This is a genomic window from Mixta calida (assembly GCF_002953215.1).
In the GTDB taxonomy this organism is placed as follows: domain Bacteria; phylum Pseudomonadota; class Gammaproteobacteria; order Enterobacterales; family Enterobacteriaceae; genus Mixta; species Mixta calida.
Genome location: NZ_CP026378.1, coordinates 3,610,161 through 3,630,264, shown reverse-complemented (window position 1 = coordinate 3,630,264; position 20,104 = coordinate 3,610,161). Strand labels below are relative to the sequence as shown.

At 59.0% G+C, this 20,104-nt stretch carries 18 protein-coding genes; 15 read left to right on the top strand and 3 right to left on the bottom strand.

Annotation, left to right across the window (positions count from 1 at the left end; genetic code table 11):
- The first annotated feature begins 6 nt into the window (after positions 1-6).
- Genes C2E16_RS17305 through C2E16_RS17275 form a run of 7 tightly spaced genes read left to right on the top strand, consistent with a single transcriptional unit; the run spans position 7 to position 7,273 of the window.
- A complete protein-coding gene (locus tag C2E16_RS17305) occupies positions 7-1,263 on the top strand; it encodes an MFS transporter (RefSeq protein ID WP_038624263.1) in 1,257 nt (418 codons plus the stop codon).
- 10 nt (positions 1,264-1,273) lie between these two features.
- On the top strand, positions 1,274-1,798 hold the full coding sequence (locus C2E16_RS17300; RefSeq protein WP_038624265.1) for a cupin domain-containing protein: 525 nt from the start codon (positions 1,274-1,276) through the stop codon (positions 1,796-1,798).
- A 9-nt stretch (positions 1,799-1,807) separates the two neighbouring features.
- Positions 1,808-2,578, top strand: a complete 771-nt coding sequence (locus C2E16_RS17295; protein WP_038624267.1) for an alpha/beta fold hydrolase — start codon at positions 1,808-1,810, stop codon at positions 2,576-2,578.
- Positions 2,562-3,356 carry an SDR family oxidoreductase gene (locus C2E16_RS17290; protein WP_084970560.1) on the top strand — a complete coding sequence of 265 codons (795 nt, stop codon included), beginning with the start codon at positions 2,562-2,564 and terminating at the stop codon, positions 3,354-3,356. The genes C2E16_RS17295 and C2E16_RS17290 overlap by 17 nt, the downstream gene beginning before the upstream one ends.
- A gap of 9 nt (positions 3,357-3,365) precedes the next feature.
- Positions 3,366-4,136, top strand: coding sequence for an aspartate dehydrogenase (locus C2E16_RS17285; protein WP_084970561.1), 771 nt, complete (start codon positions 3,366-3,368; stop codon positions 4,134-4,136).
- 11 nt (positions 4,137-4,147) lie between these two features.
- Complete coding sequence (locus tag C2E16_RS17280) at positions 4,148-5,617, top strand: aldehyde dehydrogenase (protein ID WP_104951582.1); 1,470 nt, start codon at positions 4,148-4,150, stop codon at positions 5,615-5,617.
- Positions 5,618-5,632: 15 nt separating this feature from the next.
- The gene (locus tag C2E16_RS17275) at positions 5,633-7,273 is read left to right on the top strand and encodes a thiamine pyrophosphate-binding protein (protein WP_104951581.1); all 1,641 of its coding nucleotides are present in this window, start codon (positions 5,633-5,635) and stop codon (positions 7,271-7,273) included.
- 255 nt (positions 7,274-7,528) lie between these two features.
- Here the strand turns inward: C2E16_RS17275 and loiP are convergent, their stop codons facing one another.
- Complete coding sequence (loiP, locus tag C2E16_RS17270) at positions 7,529-8,287, bottom strand: metalloprotease LoiP (RefSeq protein WP_084970482.1); 759 nt, start codon at positions 8,285-8,287, stop codon at positions 7,529-7,531.
- Positions 8,288-8,579: 292 nt separating this feature from the next.
- Between loiP and tkt the strand changes: the two genes are divergently transcribed.
- Positions 8,580-10,571 carry a transketolase gene (gene tkt / locus C2E16_RS17265; RefSeq protein ID WP_084970481.1) on the top strand — a complete coding sequence of 664 codons (1,992 nt, stop codon included), beginning with the start codon at positions 8,580-8,582 and terminating at the stop codon, positions 10,569-10,571.
- Positions 10,572-10,911: 340 nt separating this feature from the next.
- Here the strand turns inward: tkt and C2E16_RS17260 are convergent, their stop codons facing one another.
- Entirely contained in the window at positions 10,912-11,448 is a 537-nt protein-coding gene (locus C2E16_RS17260) for a bactofilin family protein (RefSeq protein WP_159378863.1), read from the bottom strand.
- 630 nt (positions 11,449-12,078) lie between these two features.
- Here C2E16_RS17260 and epd point away from each other — a divergent pair.
- The 6 genes from epd (at position 12,079) to C2E16_RS17230 (ending at position 18,195) form a co-directional block, all read left to right on the top strand.
- Entirely contained in the window at positions 12,079-13,098 is a 1,020-nt protein-coding gene (gene epd / locus C2E16_RS17255) for an erythrose-4-phosphate dehydrogenase (protein WP_084970479.1), read from the top strand.
- A 50-nt stretch (positions 13,099-13,148) separates the two neighbouring features.
- Positions 13,149-14,312, top strand: coding sequence for a phosphoglycerate kinase (gene pgk, locus C2E16_RS17250; RefSeq protein WP_038624285.1), 1,164 nt, complete (start codon positions 13,149-13,151; stop codon positions 14,310-14,312).
- 96 nt (positions 14,313-14,408) lie between these two features.
- Complete coding sequence (gene fbaA, locus C2E16_RS17245) at positions 14,409-15,488, top strand: class II fructose-bisphosphate aldolase (RefSeq protein WP_038624287.1); 1,080 nt, start codon at positions 14,409-14,411, stop codon at positions 15,486-15,488.
- A 181-nt stretch (positions 15,489-15,669) separates the two neighbouring features.
- Positions 15,670-16,545, top strand: coding sequence for a small-conductance mechanosensitive channel MscS (gene mscS / locus C2E16_RS17240; RefSeq protein ID WP_038624289.1), 876 nt, complete (start codon positions 15,670-15,672; stop codon positions 16,543-16,545).
- Between the two features lie 127 nt (positions 16,546-16,672).
- Complete coding sequence (gene argO / locus C2E16_RS17235; protein WP_038624291.1) at positions 16,673-17,296, top strand: arginine exporter ArgO; 624 nt, start codon at positions 16,673-16,675, stop codon at positions 17,294-17,296.
- Between the two features lie 173 nt (positions 17,297-17,469).
- A complete protein-coding gene (locus tag C2E16_RS17230) occupies positions 17,470-18,195 on the top strand; it encodes an oxidative stress defense protein (RefSeq protein WP_084970478.1) in 726 nt (241 codons plus the stop codon).
- A 44-nt stretch (positions 18,196-18,239) separates the two neighbouring features.
- On the opposite strand, the gene C2E16_RS17225 is transcribed toward C2E16_RS17230, so the two are convergent.
- A complete protein-coding gene (locus C2E16_RS17225) occupies positions 18,240-19,151 on the bottom strand; it encodes a LysR family transcriptional regulator ArgP (protein WP_038624295.1) in 912 nt (303 codons plus the stop codon).
- 190 nt (positions 19,152-19,341) lie between these two features.
- Here C2E16_RS17225 and rpiA point away from each other — a divergent pair, with 190 nt between their 5' ends.
- Positions 19,342-20,001, top strand: a complete 660-nt coding sequence (rpiA, locus tag C2E16_RS17220) for a ribose-5-phosphate isomerase RpiA (RefSeq protein WP_038624297.1) — start codon at positions 19,342-19,344, stop codon at positions 19,999-20,001.
- Positions 20,002-20,104: the final 103 nt, after the last annotated feature.

The following is a 20,104-nucleotide window of genomic DNA, read 5'->3' as shown; positions in this document are numbered from 1 at the left end:
GGAAAGATGACCACATTAGAGACAAACACCGCGTCCGACGTGACGAGCGGTGAGGGCAGCCTTACGCCTGAAAAACCGATTCGCTGGACCATTCCGCTGGCGCTGCTCGCCTGCGTGCTGCTGGCCTTCTTCGATAAGATCAGCATCGCCGCGCTCTTTTCCGACGCGCATTTTCAGCAGGCGATGGGGATTGATTTCGACACCACGCGCCTCGGCATTCTGATGAGCGCGTTTTTGCTGAGCTACGGCTTTTCTTCGGTGCTGCTCAGCGGGCTGGGCGACCGCATCGCGCCGCTGCGTCTACTGAGCGGCATGATGGTGGCGTGGTGTCTGCTGATGGTGCTGATGGGGTTGACTCATAACTATGCGGTGATGGTGACGCTGCGCATTTTGCTGGGCGTAGCGGAAGGGCCCTTGTTCCCACTGGCGTTCGCCATCGTGCGCCATACCTTCCCGCAGCGACTACAGGCGCGCGCCACCATGCTCTGGCTGCTGGGCACGCCGGTCGGGGCCGCCATCGGTTTTCCGCTGTCGCTGTGGCTGCTGAACACTTTCGGCTGGCAGAGCACCTTTTTCGTCATGGCGCTGCTGACGCTGCCGGTGCTGCTGCTGGTGCGCACCGGGCTGCGCAATATTCATCTGGCGCCCGCCGCCGATCGCACGGCGGTTTCACAGCAGTCGCGCCGGGAAGCGCGGCGCGAGCTGCTGGTCAGCCCGCACTTCTGGATGATCTGCATTTTCAATATCGCTTTCCTGACCTACCTGTGGGGCATCAACGGCTGGCTGCCCGGCTACCTGATTAAAGGCAAAGGCATTCACCTGGAACATGCGGGCTGGCTCTCGTCGATGCCGTTTATCGCCATGCTGATCGGTGAAGTGCTGGGCGCCTGGCTGTCGGACCGCGTTAACAAACGCGCCGCCGCCTGCTTTATCTCAATGGCGGGCGCGGCGCTGGGGCTGGCTGCGGTGATGCAGCTTGCTACCCCTCCGGCGGTTATCGCCGCGATGAGCTTTAGCACTTTTATGTGGGGCACCGGCGCACCGAACATCTTTGCCCTGCTGGCGAAGGCGACCCATCCGCGCGTTAGCGCCACCGCGGGCGGCATTTTCAACGGGCTGGGCAACTTCGCCGGGGCGCTGTCGCCGGCGGTGATGGGGGCGCTAATAGCCTTCACCCAAAGTATGGATTCCGGCCTGATCTTTCTGACCATTATGGCGGCGCTGGGCTGTGTCCTGCTGCTGCCGCTGCTGACACGTTACTGAGGAGTTAATCATGACCGATACAACCCTGAACCCTGGCATCAAACCGGCTCACCTGACGATGGAAGAGTGGGTGGAATCGCGCATCGCGCGCTTTGAAGGACGTAAATATGACTGGAACGCGTTGAAGTTTCAGGCCGATTTCGATCCTAAATACCGTCGCGCCCAGATGCGCTATATCGGCACCGGCGCTACCGGCGTGGCGACCGACGCCAACACCGTGCCGGCGGAGCATTTCACTTTTTCTACCATGGTGCTGCCCGCCAAGTGTGAAGGGCCGCTGCATCTGCATGACGATGTAGAAGAGGTGTTCTTTATGCTCAAAGGCGCCATCACGCTGATGATTCAGGATGGCGACAACTATCTGGAAACCATTCTGCGCGAGCGCGATCTGATTTCGGTGCCGGCGGGCATCTATCGTGGGCTGTTTAACCACGGTGAGGAAGAGGCGCTGATGTGCGTGATGCTTGGCACGCAGAAGCCGCATATTCCGACCTACCCGGAAGATCACCCGCTGGCCAGCGTAAAACGCAGCTAAGGACGCGCAATGAGCGGTTTTCGTGAGCAGGGAAACGGCGCGGCGCTGATGCTGTTGCACGGCATCAGTTCCGGGGCGGCCGCCTGGCATAAACAGATGACGCTGCCGGGCTGCCGTGTGTTGGCCTGGGAGATGCCCGGCTATGGCGACAGCCCGATGCTGACGGTGGAAAAGGCGAATGCGGGCGATTACGCGCAGGCGCTGGCGGCGCTGCTGGATCGGCTGGATGTGGAGCGCGTCACGCTGGTCGGGCATTCGCTCGGCGCGCTTATCGCCGCCGCCTTTGCCGCGCGGTTTCCCAAACGCGTCGCGCGGCTGGCGCTGGTCGATCCGGCGCAGGGCTACGGCGAGGCGGCGCCTTCGATGCGTGAACAGGTATGGCGCAGCCGGGAGCAGCAGATAGCGCTCGGCGGCGAAATCCTGGCGCAGACCAGGGCGGCCAAACTGCTGCGGCCCGACGCGCGACCGGAGGATATCGCCACCGTTGCCGCCGGTATGCGCAGGCTACGCCCTGAAGGTTTTCTCGCAGCGGCCTGGATGCTGGCTCACGACGATATTCACCGCTGGCTTGCGCAATATCGGGGCGGTTTGGAAGTCTGGTGCGGCGAGCAGGACACCATCACGCCGCCTGCGCAGGCGCAGGCGCTGGCGCAACGCTACGGCGCGCCTTACCGCCCGATTCCGCACGCCGGGCACGCCAGCTATCTCGACAACGACGCGCTGTTTAATCAACGGCTGTTACAGCTACTGGAAGGGGTGCGGAATGAATGCACAGATTGAAGGCCGCGTGGCGATTGTTACCGGCGGCTCCTCCGGCATCGGGTTTGAAACGCTGCGCCTGCTGCTGGGCGAAGGCGCGAAAGTGGCTTTCTGCGGACGCGACCCGGACCGACTGGCCAGCGCCCAGGCGGCGCTGCAAAACGACTATCCGCAGAGCGAGATTTTCGCTTACCGCTGCGATGTTCTGCAGGAAGAGGAGGTGGCAGCCTTCGCCGCGGCGGTGGAGGCGCGCTTTGGCGGCGCCGATCTGCTGATCAATAACGCCGGGCAGGGCTATGTGGCGCATTTCGATGAGACGCCGCGCGGCGCCTGGCTGCATGAGGCAGAGCTAAAGCTCTTCGGCGTAATTAATCCGGTGCAGGCGTTTCTGCCGCTGCTGGAGCGATCCGATATCGCCTCCATCACCTGCGTCAACTCGCTGCTGGCGCTGCAGCCGGAAGAACACATGATCGCCACCTCGGCGGCGCGCGCGGCGCTGCTCAACATGACGCTGACGCTGTCGAAGGAGCTGGTGGGCAAGGGCATCCGCGTCAACTCCATTCTGCTTGGCATGGTGGAGTCGGGGCAGTGGCGACGCCGCTTCGAAAACCGTGCTGATAAACGCCAAAGCTGGGCCGACTGGACGGCGGAAATCGCCCGTCGGCGCGGTATCCCGATGCAGCGCTTAGGAAAACCGCAGGAGCCGGCGCAGGCGCTGCTGTTCCTCGCCTCGCCGCTCGCCTCCTTTACTACCGGCGCGGCGCTCGATGTCTCCGGCGGCTTCTGCCGTCATCTGTAAGGATCGATGATGAAAAAGATCATGTTGATCGGCTATGGCGCGATGGCGCAGGCGGTGATCGAAAGGTTGCCGGAAGGCGTGACGATCGGCTGGATCGTCGCGCGAACGCATCACCACGCGGCGATCCGCACGCGCTTCGGCGATCGGGCGCGGCCGTTGCTGCTGCCGCAGGATTGCGCGGAAACGCCCGATCTGGTGCTGGAGTGCGCCAGCCAGCAGGCGGTGGCGCAGTATGGCGAGGCGGTGCTGCATCGCGGCTGGCACCTGGCGATTATCTCGACCGGCGCGCTGGCGGACAGCGCACTGGAGCAACGGCTGCGGCATGCAGACGGGCGGCTGACGCTGCTTTCCGGCGCGGTAGCTGGCATTGATGGCCTGGCGGCGGCGAAAGAGGGCGGGCTGGAGCAGGTTGTCTATCGTTCGCGCAAATCGCCCGCCAGCTGGCGCGGCAGCTATGCGGAAACGTTGATCGATCTGAACGCCATCCGCGAAGCGCAGATTTTTTTCGAAGGCAGCGCGCGTGAGGCCGCGCGGCTGTTTCCCGCCAACGCCAATGTGGCGGCGACGATCGCTCTTGGCGGCGTCGGAATGGATGCCACCCGCGTTCAGCTGATGGCCGATCCGGCGACGCAGCGCAATACCCATACGCTGCACGCCAGCGGACTGTTTGGTGAACTGCGCCTTGAACTGAGCGGGCTGCCGCTGGCCGACAACCCGAAAACCTCCACCCTGGCGGCCCTGAGCGCGGTGCGCGCCTGCCGCGAACTGACGCAGCGCTAAAGGAGGCTGAAATGGAAGAACAGAAAATTTTTATCGGCGGTGTATGGCGGCGCGGCGGCGGCTACCGCATGCAGAGCCTGTTTCCGGCGGATGGCTCGGTTAACGCCACGCTGAACGCCGCCAGCCTTGACGACCTGCAAGAGGCGGTCGCCTGCGGCGAACGCGCCTGGCGCGATCCCGCCTGGCGAGAAAGGCTGCCCCATCTGCGCGCGAAGATCCTGCACCGCGTCGCCGATCTGATTGAAGCGCGCCTGGATGAGCTGGCGCAGATGCAGAGCCGCGATAACGGCAAGCCGCTGGCGGAGGCGCGCGGGCTGGTGATGAGCGCCGCCGGCAGCGCGCGCTATTTCGCCGCCGCCTGTGAACTGCTGGAGGGCGAACTGCCGACGCCGCGTCAGCCCGATCTGATCACCTTCAGCCGCTATGAGCCGCTGGGCGTAGTGGCGGCGATCACGCCGTGGAATTCCCCGATCGCCAGCGAAATGCAGAAGGTGGCGCCGGCGATCGCCGCCGGCAACGCGGTGATTTTGAAGCCAGCGGAAGCGACGCCGCTGATGGCGCTGGAGCTGGCGCGCCTGTTTGAGCAGGCGGGGCTGCCTGCCGGACTGCTGAGCGTGCTGCCAGGCAAAGGATCGATTATCGGCGATGCACTGGCGCGGCATCCGCTGGTGCGCAAAATCTCTTTTACCGGCGGCACCTCGACCGGACGCCACCTGGCGCATGTGGCGGCGGAAAAACTGATTCCCGCCTCGCTGGAGTTGGGCGGCAAATCGCCCACCATCGTGCTGGAAGATGCGGATATCGAGCAGGCGGCGCGTGGCATCTGCTATGGCATCTTCAGCTCAGGCGGCCAGGCATGCATCGCCGGTTCGCGCCTGTTTATTCATCAGCAGGTCTACCCGGCGCTGATGGCACGCCTGCTGGAGCTGACGCGCGGACTGCGCATCGGCCATCCCCTTGCCGCTGATACCCATATCGGCCCCCTGATCAACGCGCAGCATCGCGACAGCGTAATGGCCTACGTTCAGCTGGCGCAGCGGGAGGGCGGCAGCGTGCTGTGCGGCGGCGAAATTCCCGCCGATCCGGCGCTGGCGGCGGGCAGCTATTTTCAGCCGACGATTATCGCCGGGCTGACCAACCGCGCCCGCGTCTGCCAGGAGGAGATCTTCGGGCCGGTGCTGGTGGCGATGCCCTTCAGCGATGAGGCGGATCTGATCCAGCAGGCCAATGACTCCGTTTACGGACTGGCCGCCGGGATCTGGACGCGCGACGCGGGCCGCGCTCTGCGCCTGAGCGAGCGGCTGGAAGTCGGCACGGTCTGGATCAACACCTATAAAGTCTTTTCCATTTCCACCCCGTTTGGGGGCTTTAAAGAGAGCGGGCTGGGCCGCGAAAAAGGCATTCAGGGCCTGAAGGCCTGGATGCAGCAAAAGAGCGTTTATCTGGCGACAGGTAATGGCGTGAACGCCTGGTGCGACTAACAAGAAAGGTGTGCAATGAGCGAAATGATTACCGTGGGCGAGGCGATCGCCAGAACACTTGAGCAGTATCAGGTCGACGCGCTGTACGGCGTGATTTCCATTCATAACCTGCCGATTGCCGACGCCATCGGGCAGCGGGAGAAAATCCGTTTTGTCCCGGCGCGCGGCGAGGCGGGCGCGGTCACCATGGCCGATGCGCACGGCCGCTTTTCCGGCCTGGGCGTAGCGCTGACCAGTACCGGCGCCGGAGCGGGCAACGCGGTGGGCGCGCTGGTCGAGGCGCTGAATGCCGGCACGCCGCTGCTGCATCTTACCGGACAGGTGGAAAAAGCCTGGCTTGATGCCGATACCGGTTTTATTCACGAAACGCGCGATCAGCTGACCTTTCTGAAAGCCGCCTCTAAACGCGCCTGGCGCGTCAGCAGCGCGAATCAGGCGATCGCCATTTTGCATAAGGCGATTCAGGAAGCACAGACGACGCCCTGCGGTCCGGTCTCGGTCGAGATTCCTGTCGATATCCAGAGCAGCCTGATTCCGCTGGCGCTGGCGACCGCGCCCGTCGCGCCGCTGGCAGGCGCCGCGCCGGAGCCAGAGCGGGTGGAGGCGCTGTGGCGTCAGTTAAAAGAGGCGAAACGGCCGCTGCTGTGGCTGGGCGGCGGCGCGCTGCGTTGCGCCGGGGCGGTGAGAAAGCTGGCAGATGCGGGCGTTACGGTGATCTCCAGCACCCACGGGCGCGGCATTCTGCCCGACGCCCATCCCGCCAGCCTGCGCGCGTTTCACAATTCGCCCTCGGTAGAGGCGGTGCTGACGCAGTGCGATCTCACGCTGGTGGCGGGATCGCGTCTGCGCAGCAACGAAACCCGTTCCTGGACGTTGCCGTTGCCGACGCCGCGCATCCAGATCGATATCGATCCGGCGGCGGCGAGCCGCAACTACCTGATGGACGACACGCTGGTCGGCGACTGCGCCGCGCTGCTGAGCGCGCTGGCGGAAAAGGCGCAGGGGCGCGAATGGGGTGATGCGCGCTGGGATGCGCAGGTGCGATCGGCGGTGGCGCAGGCGGAGCAGGAGCTGCGCGAGCAGTGCGGCGTCTACGCGCAGCTGAACGATGCGATAGATAAGGCGTTGCCATCGGACGGCATCCTGGTGCGCGATATTACCGTTTCAGGCAGCCTGTGGGGCAGCCGCCTGCTGCGCGCCAACGGTCCGCTGATGAATATTCACTCCCTGGCGGGCGCCATCGGCATGGGGCTGCCGATGGCGATCGGCGTCGCCATCGCCAACCCGCAGCGTAAGGTGGTAGGGCTGGTAGGCGACGGCGGATTGAGCCTGAACCTGGGGGAGCTGGCGACGCTGGCGCAGGAAAAAGCCAATGTCACGCTGCTGATTATGAACGACGGCGGCTACGGCGTGATGCGCGGCATCCAGGATAAATATTTCGGCGGAAGACAGTATTACAACCAGCTGCATACGCCCGATTTCACCCTGCTGGCGCAGGCGATCGGCCTTCAGGCGTGGCGGGTGGAGCAGGTTGAGGATTTCCAGGCGGTGATGACGGAAGCGCTGGCCTCTGTCGGCCCGTCGGTGGTTGAGATCAGAATGGATAAAACCGGCGCGCTGCGCTTTGCCGGGCCGCCGCAGAAAACGCTCTATTGATTTGCTTGCGGGCTATTGGTCCCCGTCAGATGATTAGCAAAGCGGTGTCGCGGGTGACATGGCCCGCTCGCAAAGACGCGAAAAACGGCATCCCTGCCAGATCGGCCCGCGCCGTTCATGGCGCGGGACGCTTTGCTCTCTGGTCTATGACGCCCGCTTTTTGAGTTTATCAGCACGCTGACTGGGGAGGCGGGAAGCCTCCCCTTTTTTAAGGCCGTTGGCAGAAAAAAGGAGGAATATCGCCTCCCGATGGGCTTATTTGAGGCCGTCGGCGGCCATGCGTTCGCGGATATGCTGCGCACGCGCTTCCGAAGCCGGGTGATCGTCAAACATCGAGCTCTGATGCGTGCCTTCCAGCTTCGCCAGTTTTTCAAAGCTGGTGACCAGGCCGTTCGGGTTGATGCCGCGTTTTCTCAGCAGATCGTAGGAGTAATCATCCGCCTGCGACTCCTGTGTCTGGGAGAACTGCGCGCTCACCAGTTTCTGTCCCAGTTCGCCCAACTGCGACTGCGACAGGCTGGCGGCGATGCCGCCCATCGACGCGGCGGCGGTGCGCGCGGCGGTCGTGGCATAAGCAACCTGCATCGCCTTACGGGAGTGGCCCAGCGCGACGTGGCCCATCTCATGGCCCAGCACCGCTTCCACTTCGTTATCGCTCATCATATCCATCAGGCCGCTGTAAACGCGGATGCAGCCGTTGGCCATCGCCCAGGCGTTGACGTCTTTGGTAATGTAAACCTTATAGTTGGCTGGCGTGCCGTTGATGTTGTTGCCCAGTGCGGCGGCGATTTTATCCAGGCGTTTCTGGTATTCGCTGCCGGGCTGCGCGATTTGCGCTTCGCTGTCCATCTGCTGGCAGGATTGTTCGCTGAGCGCCTTCACCTGATCGTTGCTTAAGGTGACGGCCTGAAAAGCCTGCGCGCCGGACTGCATTAATGCGGAGCTATCAAGATTCTGACAACCAGAAAGTAACGTGGCGAGAGAGATCGCCACCACACAAGCACGGATTTTCATTCCTTTCTCATCCCTTAACAGTAACAAGCTAATAAAAAAAACAGCGTTCTGAATAAAATGCGCAGGGCGGTTTTATTCAGGAAGACTTTTTTATAACGGTTCTGAGAAATAAAGCCCAGCAGACAACGCTTAAAGCGCAAATTGTCCCTGATATTTTGCAGCCCGCGCCATGTACTTTCACCCCGCTTTTCATGTACATTGTTTGGCGACTTTTCTTTGACTTTGCCTGATAACTCATTAATTACAATAGGTTAAGGAAGGCGAAGCACAATAATCCGACCTGGAGTAAAACATGTCTTCTCGTAAAGAGCTTGCCAACGCTATTCGCGCTTTAAGTATGGACGCTGTGCAGAAAGCGAAATCTGGCCATCCGGGCGCCCCGATGGGTATGGCTGATATTGCCGAAGTGCTGTGGCGCGACTATATGAACCACAATCCGACCAACCCGCTGTGGGCAGATCGCGATCGCTTCGTCCTTTCCAACGGCCACGGCTCGATGCTGATTTACAGCCTGCTGCACCTCACCGGCTACGATCTGCCGATGAGCGAGTTACAGAATTTCCGTCAGCTGCACTCTAAAACGCCAGGTCATCCGGAGTTCGGCTACACCGCTGGCGTGGAAACCACCACCGGTCCGCTGGGCCAGGGCATCGCCAACGCGGTCGGCATGGCGATTGCGGAGCGCACTATGGCCGCGCAGTTCAACCGTCCAGGTCATGAGATTGTCGATCACCATACGTATGTCTTTATGGGCGACGGCTGCATGATGGAAGGCATCTCCCACGAGGTCTGCTCGCTGGCGGGCACGCTGAAGCTGGGCAAGCTGGTGGCGTTTTACGATGACAACGGCATCTCCATCGACGGACACGTAGAAGAGTGGTTCAGCGACGACACCGGCGCCCGTTTCGAAGCGTACGGTTGGCATGTGGTGCGCGGCGTCGATGGCCACGATGCGGAATCGATTAAAAAAGCGATCGAAGAAGCGAAAGCGGTCAGCGACAAACCGTCTCTGCTGATGTGCAAAACTGTTATCGGCTTCGGTTCGCCAAACAAAGCGGGCACCCATGACTCCCACGGCGCGCCGCTGGGCGATGACGAAATCGCGCTGACCCGCAAGCAGCTGGGCTGGGAACACGCGCCGTTCGTTATCCCGCAGGAAATCTACGCCGAGTGGGATGCGAAAGAAGCGGGTCGCGTCAAAGAGGCGGCCTGGCAGGAAAAATTCAACGCTTACGCGGAAGCTTACCCGGCGCTGGCGGCCGAATTCACCCGTCGCATGAGCAACGAACTGCCGGCCAACTGGCAGGAAGCGTCGCAGAAATTCATTGAACAGTTGCAGGCGAACCCGGCGAAAATCGCCAGCCGTAAAGCCTCGCAGAACGCCATCGAAGCCTTTGGCAAGCTGCTGCCGGAATACCTGGGCGGCTCTGCCGACCTGGCGCCGAGCAACCTGACTATGTGGTCCGGCTCGAAAGGCATCAACCAGGATGCGGCGGGCAACTATATCCACTACGGCGTGCGTGAATTCGGCATGACCGCCATCGCCAACGGCATCGCGCTGCACGGCGGCTTCCTGCCTTATACCGCGACCTTCCTGATGTTCGTGGAATATGCGCGCAACGCGGCGCGTATGGCGGCGCTGATGAAGATCCGTCAGGTGATGGTTTATACTCACGACTCTATCGGCCTGGGTGAAGATGGCCCGACGCACCAGCCGGTTGAGCAGCTGGCGAGCCTGCGCGTAACGCCGAACATGAGCACATGGCGTCCATGCGACCAGGTGGAATCCGCCGTGGCGTGGAAATACGCCATTGAGCGTAAAGATGGCCCGACCGCGTTGATTTTCTCCCGTCAGAACCTGGCGCAGCAGCCGCGTGACGCTGAGCAACTGGCAAACATCGCGCGCGGCGCCTACGTACTGAAAGCGTGCGAAGGTCAGCCGCAGCTGATCCTGATCGCTACCGGTTCTGAAGTGGAACTGGCGGTCGCCGCCTGGGATCGTCTAACTTCCGAAGGCTATCGGGTGCGCGTGGTTTCCATGCCGTCTACCGACGCGTTCGACAAGCAGGACGAAGCCTACCGTGAATCGGTGCTGCCGAAAGCGGTCAGCGCGCGCGTCGCTATCGAAGCGGGCATTGCCGACTACTGGTACAAATATACCGGCCTGAACGGCGCGATTATCGGTATGACCAGCTTCGGCGAATCGGCGCCGGCGGAGAAGCTGTTCGAGCTGTTTGGCTTCACCGTGGATAATGTCGTGGCGAAAGCCAAAGCAATTCTGTAAAAAAGAGGTTCGACCGGTGGACGGTCGAACCCGCTTTTCAAATGGCGCAGCTTAAACCCTGCGCCATTATTTTTGACGCGATAATACCGCATTAATTAAATTTCAATTACTGTCCTGCGGCTACTTTTTTAGCGGAGTAAATAAGCGCTACCGCTAATTCCCTGGTGGTTGGAGATTTAACTGACTGCATTAATGCATTCTTTTACCCTGCGATTAATGAATTGGCTAGTTTAAAGGTGTAAATAATATTGTTTCTGTTGCAGCTTAATGAAAAAGATTTACTTAATGCTTAACGGGATTTTTATATCGACGATACATCGTTAATTCACCCTAAGCGCGATCAGCGATTTTCCTGCATATTATCTAACACCTGCTGAATAACCGTTAGCTTTTCGCCGCTGCTCTCTTTGACGACAGGTTTACTTTCCACTGGCGATTTCATTACAGCCAGCGGTTTCGATATACCGTAAAAGCGCCCGCTTTTATTGATAGAAAGATCGTCGCTTTCAATGGTGCCGTCCATAAAGCCGCTGGCGTTGATCTCCACTATCGCGCTGGAGCAGACGCCTTTAACCTTGCCATCCACAACCACTTTCGCCGCATAGATCTCGCCGTCCACATTGCCTTGACTAAGCACGTAGACGGTTTTCTCCGCGTTGATGGTACCGTCAATCGTGCCGTTAATTTTCATATCGCCAGACGCTTTTACTTCACCGGTAATATGGCAGCTGGCGGGAATAATCGTGGCTTCTTTATCCACGACAATTGCGGAGGAGACTTTTTCAATATTCTCTTGCAGAGGCTGCGGCGGGATAATCGTTTCCTGCTTCAGCGAAGAGTAATTATCGGCAGGCGAATTCTCTTTACGTTTAAACATAGTCAGTCCTTTGTCAGATTTCAGATAGCGAAGTAAAGATAAAATTATGAAAGATATTATTAACGTCGGCGCTATTTTTAACAGACGATTTAATAAGCCCCAACGGCTTTCCCATTCAAGACAATAGACCAGCAGAGCCAGCGCCCAGATTATCCAGACGCCCCAAAGCAGGTTGTAGTTCATAATGTCCTTTTACAGAACCTAAATATATTACGCAGCCATCGGCGTTTTTTTGCGTCAGGAATCATTTCCCGCAACAAAGCGTCTTATATGGAGCGCCTCGCTTTCAGCGGCAGATGAGGCGGTTGCGCAGCAAAAAGTACCCGACGCGATGCGTTTGATGAAAAAAAAAGCATAGTGAAGCGTCACCATACTATGAGGCAGAGAAGAAACGGCGCTTCTCTCTGCAATTTTTATTCAAAATTGTGATCTGCGTCAGAAGTTTGTTTTAAGGGTTGATCGCTGTCATTTTAATTATTCCTGGTAACGAATATTCTCGCTGAAGCGTTTCAGTTAGCGCGGTTTCCCCCGTGCATGGCGGTTGACGCCAGTGGATTTTTCCCTGTACAAATCGTAGCGGCTGGCTCAGGCTATCGGCACGTTTTTTTCAGGTTCTGACGCAGGAATACTATGACCCTTCGCGTAGCGATTAACGGCTTTGGTCGCATTGGACGCAGCGTATTGCGCGCGCTGTATGAAACCGGACGCCGGGCGGAAATCAGCGTGGTCGCCATCAATGAACTGGCGGAATCCGCCGGGATGGCGCATCTGTTGAAATATGACACCAGCCATGGCCGTTTCGCCTGGGAGGTGCGTCAGGAGCGCGATCTGCTATGGGTCGGCGACGATACCATTCGTCTGCTGCATCAGGCGCGGATCGCCGATCTGCCGTGGCGCGAACTGAACGTCGACGTCGTGCTGGACTGCACCGGCATTTGGGGCAGCCGCGCCGATGGCGAAGCCCATCTGCAGGCGGGCGCGAAGAAAGTGCTGTTTTCCCATCCCGGCGGCGGCGATCTCGACGCTACGGTAGTGTTCGGCGTTAACGAACAGGCTCTTAAACAAACTGACCGCATTGTCTCCAACGCTTCCTGCACCACTAACTGCATCATTCCAATAATTAAGTTGCTGGATGACGCTTTCGGCATTGAATCCGGCGCGATTACCACTATCCATTCCGCGATGCACGATCAGCAGGTGATCGACGCTTATCACAGCGATCTGCGCCGCACGCGCGCCGCCAGCCAGTCGATCATTCCCGTGGATACGCGGCTGGCCGCGGGGATTGGCCGTATCCTGCCGCAGTTCCACGATCGCTTCGAAGCGATCGCCGTGCGCGTGCCGACGATCAACGTCACCGCGATGGATCTGAGCGTCAGCGTGCGGGCGGCGGTCACGGCCAGCGAGGTGAACGCGGTGCTGCAAAATGCCTCAGCGGGGGCTTTTAGTGGTATAGTTGACTATACGGAAATACCGTTAGTCTCGATCGATTTTAATCACGATCCGCACAGTGCCATAGTGGACGGCACGCAAACGCGGGTCAGCGGTCACCACCTGGTTAAGACATTAGTCTGGTGTGACAATGAATGGGGCTTCGCTAACCGGATGCTCGACACCACCTTAGCGATGGCCGCAAGCGGTTTCAGGTAAGACGCGGATGCGTCTGACAAAACTTATGAGAATCAACGAGAGGGTTCACCATGTCTGTAATTAAGATGACCGATCTGGATCTTGCTGGTAAACGCGTTCTGATCCGTGCCGATCTCAACGTACCGGTTAAAGAAGGGAAAGTGACGTCAGACGCGCGTATCCGCGCTTCTCTGCCGACCATCGAAGCCGCCCTGAAGCAGGGCGCGAAAGTGATGGTGACATCGCACCTGGGTCGTCCGACCGAAGGCGAATACAACGAAGAGTTTTCGCTGCTGCCGGTGGTTAATTACCTGAAAGAGAAGCTGAGCGGCACCAACGTGACGCTGGCGAAAGACTACCTGGACGGCGTGGAAGTGGGCGCTGGCGAGCTGGTCGTGCTGGAGAACGTGCGTTTCAACAAAGGCGAGAAGAAAGACGACGAAACCCTCTCTAAAAAATATGCGGCGCTGTGCGACGTGTTCGTTATGGACGCGTTCGGCACCGCGCACCGCGCGCAGGCTTCCACGCACGGCGTCGGCAAATTCGCGCCGATCGCCTGTGCCGGTCCGCTGCTTTCCGCCGAGCTGGAAGCGCTGGGCAAAGTCATGAACAACCCGGCTCGTCCGCTGGTTGCGGTGGTGGGCGGTTCTAAAGTCTCCACCAAATTCGACGTGCTGAACTCGCTGGTAAAAATCGCCGACACCGTGATCGTCGGCGGCGGCATCGCCAATACTTTCGTGGCGATCGACAACAAAGTCGGCAAATCTCTGTATGAGCCGGACTTCGTTGAAGCGGCGAAAGGCCTGCGCGATCAGTTCGGCATTCCGGTGCCGACCGACTCCCGCGTAGGCACGGAATTCTCTGAAACTGCGACCGCGACCGTGAAAAAAGTTAACGAAGTCGCCGACAACGAAGAGATTATGGACTTCGGCGATGAAACGGCGCAGGCGATGGCGAAAGTGCTGAAAGAGGCGAAAACCATCCTGTGGAACGGCCCGGTAGGCGTGTTCGAATTCCCGAACTTCCGTAAAGGCACCGAAATCATCGCTAACGCGATCGCCGACAGCGAAGCCTTCTCCGTTGCAGGCGGCGGCGATACGCTGGCAGCCATCGACCTGTTCGGCATCGAAGATAAAATTTCCTATATCTCTACCGGCGGCGGCGCGTTCCTTGAGTTCGTGGAAGGCAAAAAACTGCCAGCGGTCGCGATGCTGGAAGAGCGCGCGAAACAGTAACTTTTGGGGCAGGGCGCAGGCCCTGCCAGAACGTATTGCCCAGCTTATGACATGGGCGTGAATCCGTAACACGGCCGACGAAACAGGACAAAACAGATGTCTAAAATTTTTGATTTCGTAAAACCAGGCGTTGTCACCGGTGATGACGTACAGAAAGTGTTCCAGGTAGCGAAAGAGAACAAATTCGCTCTGCCCGCTGTAAACTGCGTGGGCACCGACTCTATCAACGCCGTACTGGAAGCTGCCGCTAAGGTAAAAGCGCCGGTTATCGTTCAGTTCTCTAACGGCGGCGCCGCGTTCATCGCCGGCAAAGGTTTTAAATCTGACGAGCCGCAGGCTGCCGCTATCGCCGGCGCTATCGCTGGCGCGCACCATGTTCACCTGATGGCTGAAAAATATGGCGTGCCGGTTATCCTGCACACCGACCACTGCGCCAAGAAACTGCTGCCGTGGATCGACGGCCTGCTGGACGCGGGTGAAAAACACTTCGCCCAGACCGGCAAACCGCTGTTCTCTTCTCACATGATCGACCTGTCTGAAGAATCTCTGGAAGAAAACATCGAAATCTGCAGCAAATATCTGGCGCGCATGGCGAAGATGGATATGACCCTGGAGATCGAACTGGGCGTGACCGGCGGTGAAGAAGATGGCGTGGACAACTCCCATCTCGACAGCTCCGCGCTTTACACCCAGCCGGAAGATGTAGACTACGCCTACACCAAGCTGAGTGAAGTGAGCCATCGTTTCACCATCGCCGCTTCCTTCGGCAACGTTCATGGCGTTTACAAGCCGGGCAACGTAGTGCTGACGCCGAAAATCCTGAAAAACTCTCAGGAATATGTTTGCCAGAAACACAACCTGCCGCACAACGCGCTGAACTTTGTATTCCACGGCGGTTCTGGTTCTTCTGCGGAGGAGATCAAAGAGTCTATCGACTACGGCGTGGTCAAAATGAATATCGATACCGACACCCAATGGGCGACCTGGGACGGTATTCTGCAGTACTACAAAAAGAACGAAGGCTATTTGCAGGCTCAGCTGGGCAACCCGGAAGGCGAAGATAAGCCGAACAAGAAGTTCTACGATCCGCGCGTTTGGCTGCGTGCCGCACAGTCCTCTATGGTTGTGCGCTTAGAACAGGCGTTCAAAGAGCTGAACAACATTAACACGCTGTAATCGGCGAGTTGCTTATAAAAGGCCCTGCGGGGCCTTTTTTACGTTTATTGTGTCAAAAATGTAACGTTTTTCGTCAGTTACTTGGCGAACAGGAAATATATTGTTTACCCTTTGTGAATGGTTCGTCAGTTCCCGCTGACGGTTGTCGTTACTTTTTTGGGAACCACAACAGGGTGGATAAATGGAAGATTTAAACGTGGTCAACAGTATTAACAGCGCGGGCGGTTGGCTGGTGCATAACCAGGCGTTGCTGCTGAGCTATGCGGTCAATATTGTCGCCGCCATTGCCATCATTATTGTCGGGATGCTCATCGCCCGCATTATTTCTAACGGCGTGAACCGTCTGCTGCTGGCGCGGCATATTGACGCTACCGTGGCGGATTTCTTGTCGGCGCTGGTGCGCTACGGCGTTATCGCCTTTACGCTGATCGCGGCGTTGGGGCGCGTTGGGGTGCAAACGGCGTCGGTGATCGCCGTACTGGGCGCCGCCGGTCTGGCCGTTGGTCTTGCATTACAGGGATCGCTCTCTAACCTGGCTGCTGGGGTGCTGCTGGTGACTTTCCGTCCGTTCCGCACCGGCGAGTTCGTCGATCTCGGCGGCGTCATGGGCACCGTACTCCATGTGCAGATCTTCTCCACCACGCTGCGCACCGGTGACGGCAAAATCGTCGTGGTGCCTAACGGTAAGATTATTGCTGGCAACATCGTTAACTTCTCGCGTGAGCCGGTGCGCCGCAACGAGTTCGTTATCGGCGTGGCGTATGATGCCGACGTGGATCAGGTGATCGCTCTGCTGCGTGAAGTCGTAGACGCCGATCCGCGCGTGTTGCAGGATCGCGGCGTACAGATCGGCCTGAACGAACTGGCCGCCTCGTCGCTTAACTTTGTGGTGCGCTGCTGGAGCAACAGCGGCGATCTGCAGGATGTCTACTGGGATCTGATGAAAAACTTCAAGCGCACGCTGGATGCGCACGGCATCGGCATTCCTTATCCGCAGATGGATGTGCATCTGCACCAGGTAAAAACTGCCGAGGCCGAAACGGCGAAGGCGCAATAAGCTGACCGGGCGGGAACTTTCCCGCCCGTTTCTATTAGCCCTGCTGATACCCGATTAGTTCTTTCCATTTCCCCCCGCCGATCCGTCGCTATACACTCCTTCGCCATGCTTATCAGGGAGAAAATGTATGTTATCCGTCTATCTTCAGGGCGTTGCGTTAGGCGTCGCGCTGATCCTGCCGCTGGGACCGCAGAATGCGTTTGTACTGAATCAGGGGATTCGTCGCCAGTATCATGTGATGACCGCGGCGCTCTGTTCGCTTAGCGATATTATTCTGATCTGCGCCGGCGTCTTCGGCGGCAGCGCGCTGCTGAATCAGTCGCCGCTGCTGCTTAATCTGGTCACCTGGGGCGGCGTGGCGTTTCTGCTCTGGTACGGTTGGGGCGCGCTGCGCACCGCCTTCAGCGCCAATATCAGCCTGGCCAGCGACCAGATAAAGCAGCAGAGCCGCTGGCGGATTATCGCCACGCTGGCGGCGGTCACCTGGCTGAACCCGCATGTTTATCTGGATACCTTTGTGGTGCTGGGCAGCCTGGGCGGGCAGCTGCCCGCCGAAGCGCGACGCTGGTTCGCGCTCGGCACCGTCAGCGCTTCCTGTCTCTGGTTCTTTAGCCTGGCGCTGCTGGCGGCCTGGCTCTCGCCGCGTCTCAGCACCGTCCGGGCGCAGCGCGTCATCAATCTGTTCGTCGGCCTGGTGATGTGGGTTATCGCTTTCCGGCTGGCGATGCAGGGGCTGGCCGGTTTCCACTGAGCGGCAGAATAATTAAACGGGGCGGGGCGGCAAAAAAAGAAACTTTTGCCAGAATAAAAACTCAGAGGAACACGCATGTCATCGTCCGCGTGCTTGTGGCAGGCTTGCGTCATCGTCACAGCGGCGCGGCATAGCGCCCCGTTAATTTGTTTTGTCTTCAAGGAGGACCGTTCGTGAAACTGAAAGCACTGGCACTGGCTGCCATGATGGGATTAGGCGCCGGATCGTTGGCGGCGCATGCCGATGAGCTGCCTGGCGGACCGCATATCGTGACATCCGGACAGGCCAGCGTCGACGCGCGTCCCGATATTGCTACGCTGGCTATCGAAGTCAACGTCTCTTCAAAGGATGCCGCCGAAGCGAAAAAACAGGCTGACGATCGCGTTGCCCAGTATTTCGATTTTCTGAATAAAAACGGTATCGAGAAGAAAGATATCGATGCGGCCAATCTGCGCACTCAGCCGGAGTATGACTACACCAAAGAAGGCAAGTCGGTGCTGAAGGGCTACCGCGCGGTGCGTCAGGTGCAGGTGACGTTACGCCAGCTGGATAAGCTGAACGACCTGCTGGATGGCGCGCTGAAGTCGGGACTGAATGAAATCCGCTCCGTAGAGTTGGGCGTGGCGAACCCGGACGATTACAAAGCGAAAGCGCGTCAGGCAGCGATTGAAAACGCCACGCAGCAGGCGGCGGCGCTGGCGCAGGGCTTTAACGCCAAGCTGGGGCCGGTATACAGCGTGCGCTACCATGTCGCCAACTATCAGCCGATGCCGATAGCGCGCATGTATAAAGCAGCCGACGCGGCGCCGATGGCCTCCGCCGCGCAGACCTATGAGCAGCAGAGCATTCATTTTGACGATCAGGTGGATGTGGTGTTTGAGCTGCAACGCAATCCATAAAGCGAAAAGGCGACGCCAGGTCGCCTTTTTTACATCGTTGTTCCTCAGCCGGGAACCGTCTCATCTTCCTGACGCAGCACGCGATGGCCGTGCGCCAGCAGCGCGTCGGTTACCTTGCGCATCAGGCGGCTTTCCGGCGCGAAGCGGTGCCAGTAAAGCATACGGCGCTGATAGAGGCCCGGCGTCAGATCGATCAGCTCGCCGCTGGCCAGCTCCCTTTCAATCTGCAAATGCGGGATCATACAGCAGGTCGAGCCCTGGCGCGCCAGCTGCACAAACGCCTCGGACGAGTTAACGATATGGCAGGGAACGCTGCCCGGCGACAGATCGAAATTCTGTTGCAAAAACGCCTGATGCATATCATCCAGATGGTCGAACGCCACCGCCGGCGCTTTCAGCAGCGCGGAGCGGGTGACGCCGTTGGGAAAATAGCGCGCGGCGAACTCGCGCGAGCCGACAAACAGATAGTCGAGCGCGCCAAGTCGATCGACCAGACAGCTGGGCAGCGGCTGCGGCTGGATACTTACCGCGCCCACGACTTCGCCGCGACGCAGCCGTTCCTGAGTACGGGTTTCATCTTCAACCTGCAAATTAAGGCGCACCGGCGAATCGGTCAGCACATCCTTTAGCGCGGGCAGCAGCCAGGTCGCCAGACTGTCGGCGTTCACCGCCAGCGACAGCAGCAGCGGGGTGGTGCCGCCGTTTTCATCGCCCAACCACTCATCCTCCAGTAGTTCGACCTGATGCAGCAGCGCCAGCAGCTTCTGTCCCTGCTCGGTCGGACGCGGCGGAACGGTGCGCACCAGCAGCGGCTGGCCGAACATATTTTCCAGCTGCTTAATGCGTTGCGACACCGCTGACTGGGTAATACATAATTTTTGCGCCGCGCGTTCGAAGCCGCGTTCGCGGATCACAGCATCCAAAGCCTGAAGCGTTCGATAATCGGGTCTTTTCATTGTTATTGTGGCTCTCCTTCAGGTATGGGTAAGGCACTATGCCATAAAATTCACGCTTTGCACCTTATGCGCGGTCATCAATCTGTGGGCTGTCTTACAAAGCGGCAAATCGCCGCGCGGCGAACGCGCACTTTAATCCGCGCTTGTTTTATACTACGCGCACACCATTAGCACAGGTTTTAAACATACCATGACGCAGGATGAACTTAAAAAAGCAGTAGGCTGGGCCGCGCTGGACTATGTCACGCCGGGCACCATCGTCGGCGTAGGCACGGGGTCCACCGCCGCCCACTTTATTGACGCGCTCGGCTCGATCAAACATCAGATTGATGGCGCGGTCTCCAGCTCCGAAGCTTCCACGCTGAAGTTAAAGAGCCTCGGCATTCAGGTATTCGATCTCAATGAAGTGGACTCGCTGGCGATCTACGTTGACGGCGCGGATGAAATCAATCCGCAGATGCAGATGATCAAAGGCGGCGGCGCGGCGCTGACGCGCGAGAAGATCGTTGCGGCGGTGGCGGAGAAGTTTATCTGCATCGCCGACGCCTCGAAACAGGTGGATGTGCTGGGCCGCTTCCCGCTGCCGGTCGAAGTGATCCCGATGGCGCGTTCTTATGTGGCGCGCGAGTTGGTGAAGCTGGGCGGCCTGCCTGAGTATCGTCAGAACGTGGTGACCGACAACGGCAACATTATTCTCGACGTGCATAATCTCAGCATCGTCAATCCCACTGAGCTGGAGCGCACCATTAACGCGCTGCCCGGCGTGGTGACCGTGGGCCTGTTCGCCGCGCGCGGTGCGGATGTGGCGTTGATTGGCGGCCCGGACGGCGTTAAAACTATCACCAAATGATCTTGCTGGCGCGTCAAGGCGCCAGTTATTTCTTGTCGAAAAACATCTTTTCTCTGGCTGGCGTAATTTGGTGACTTATGTCACATAACGGTAACGCGCAGCA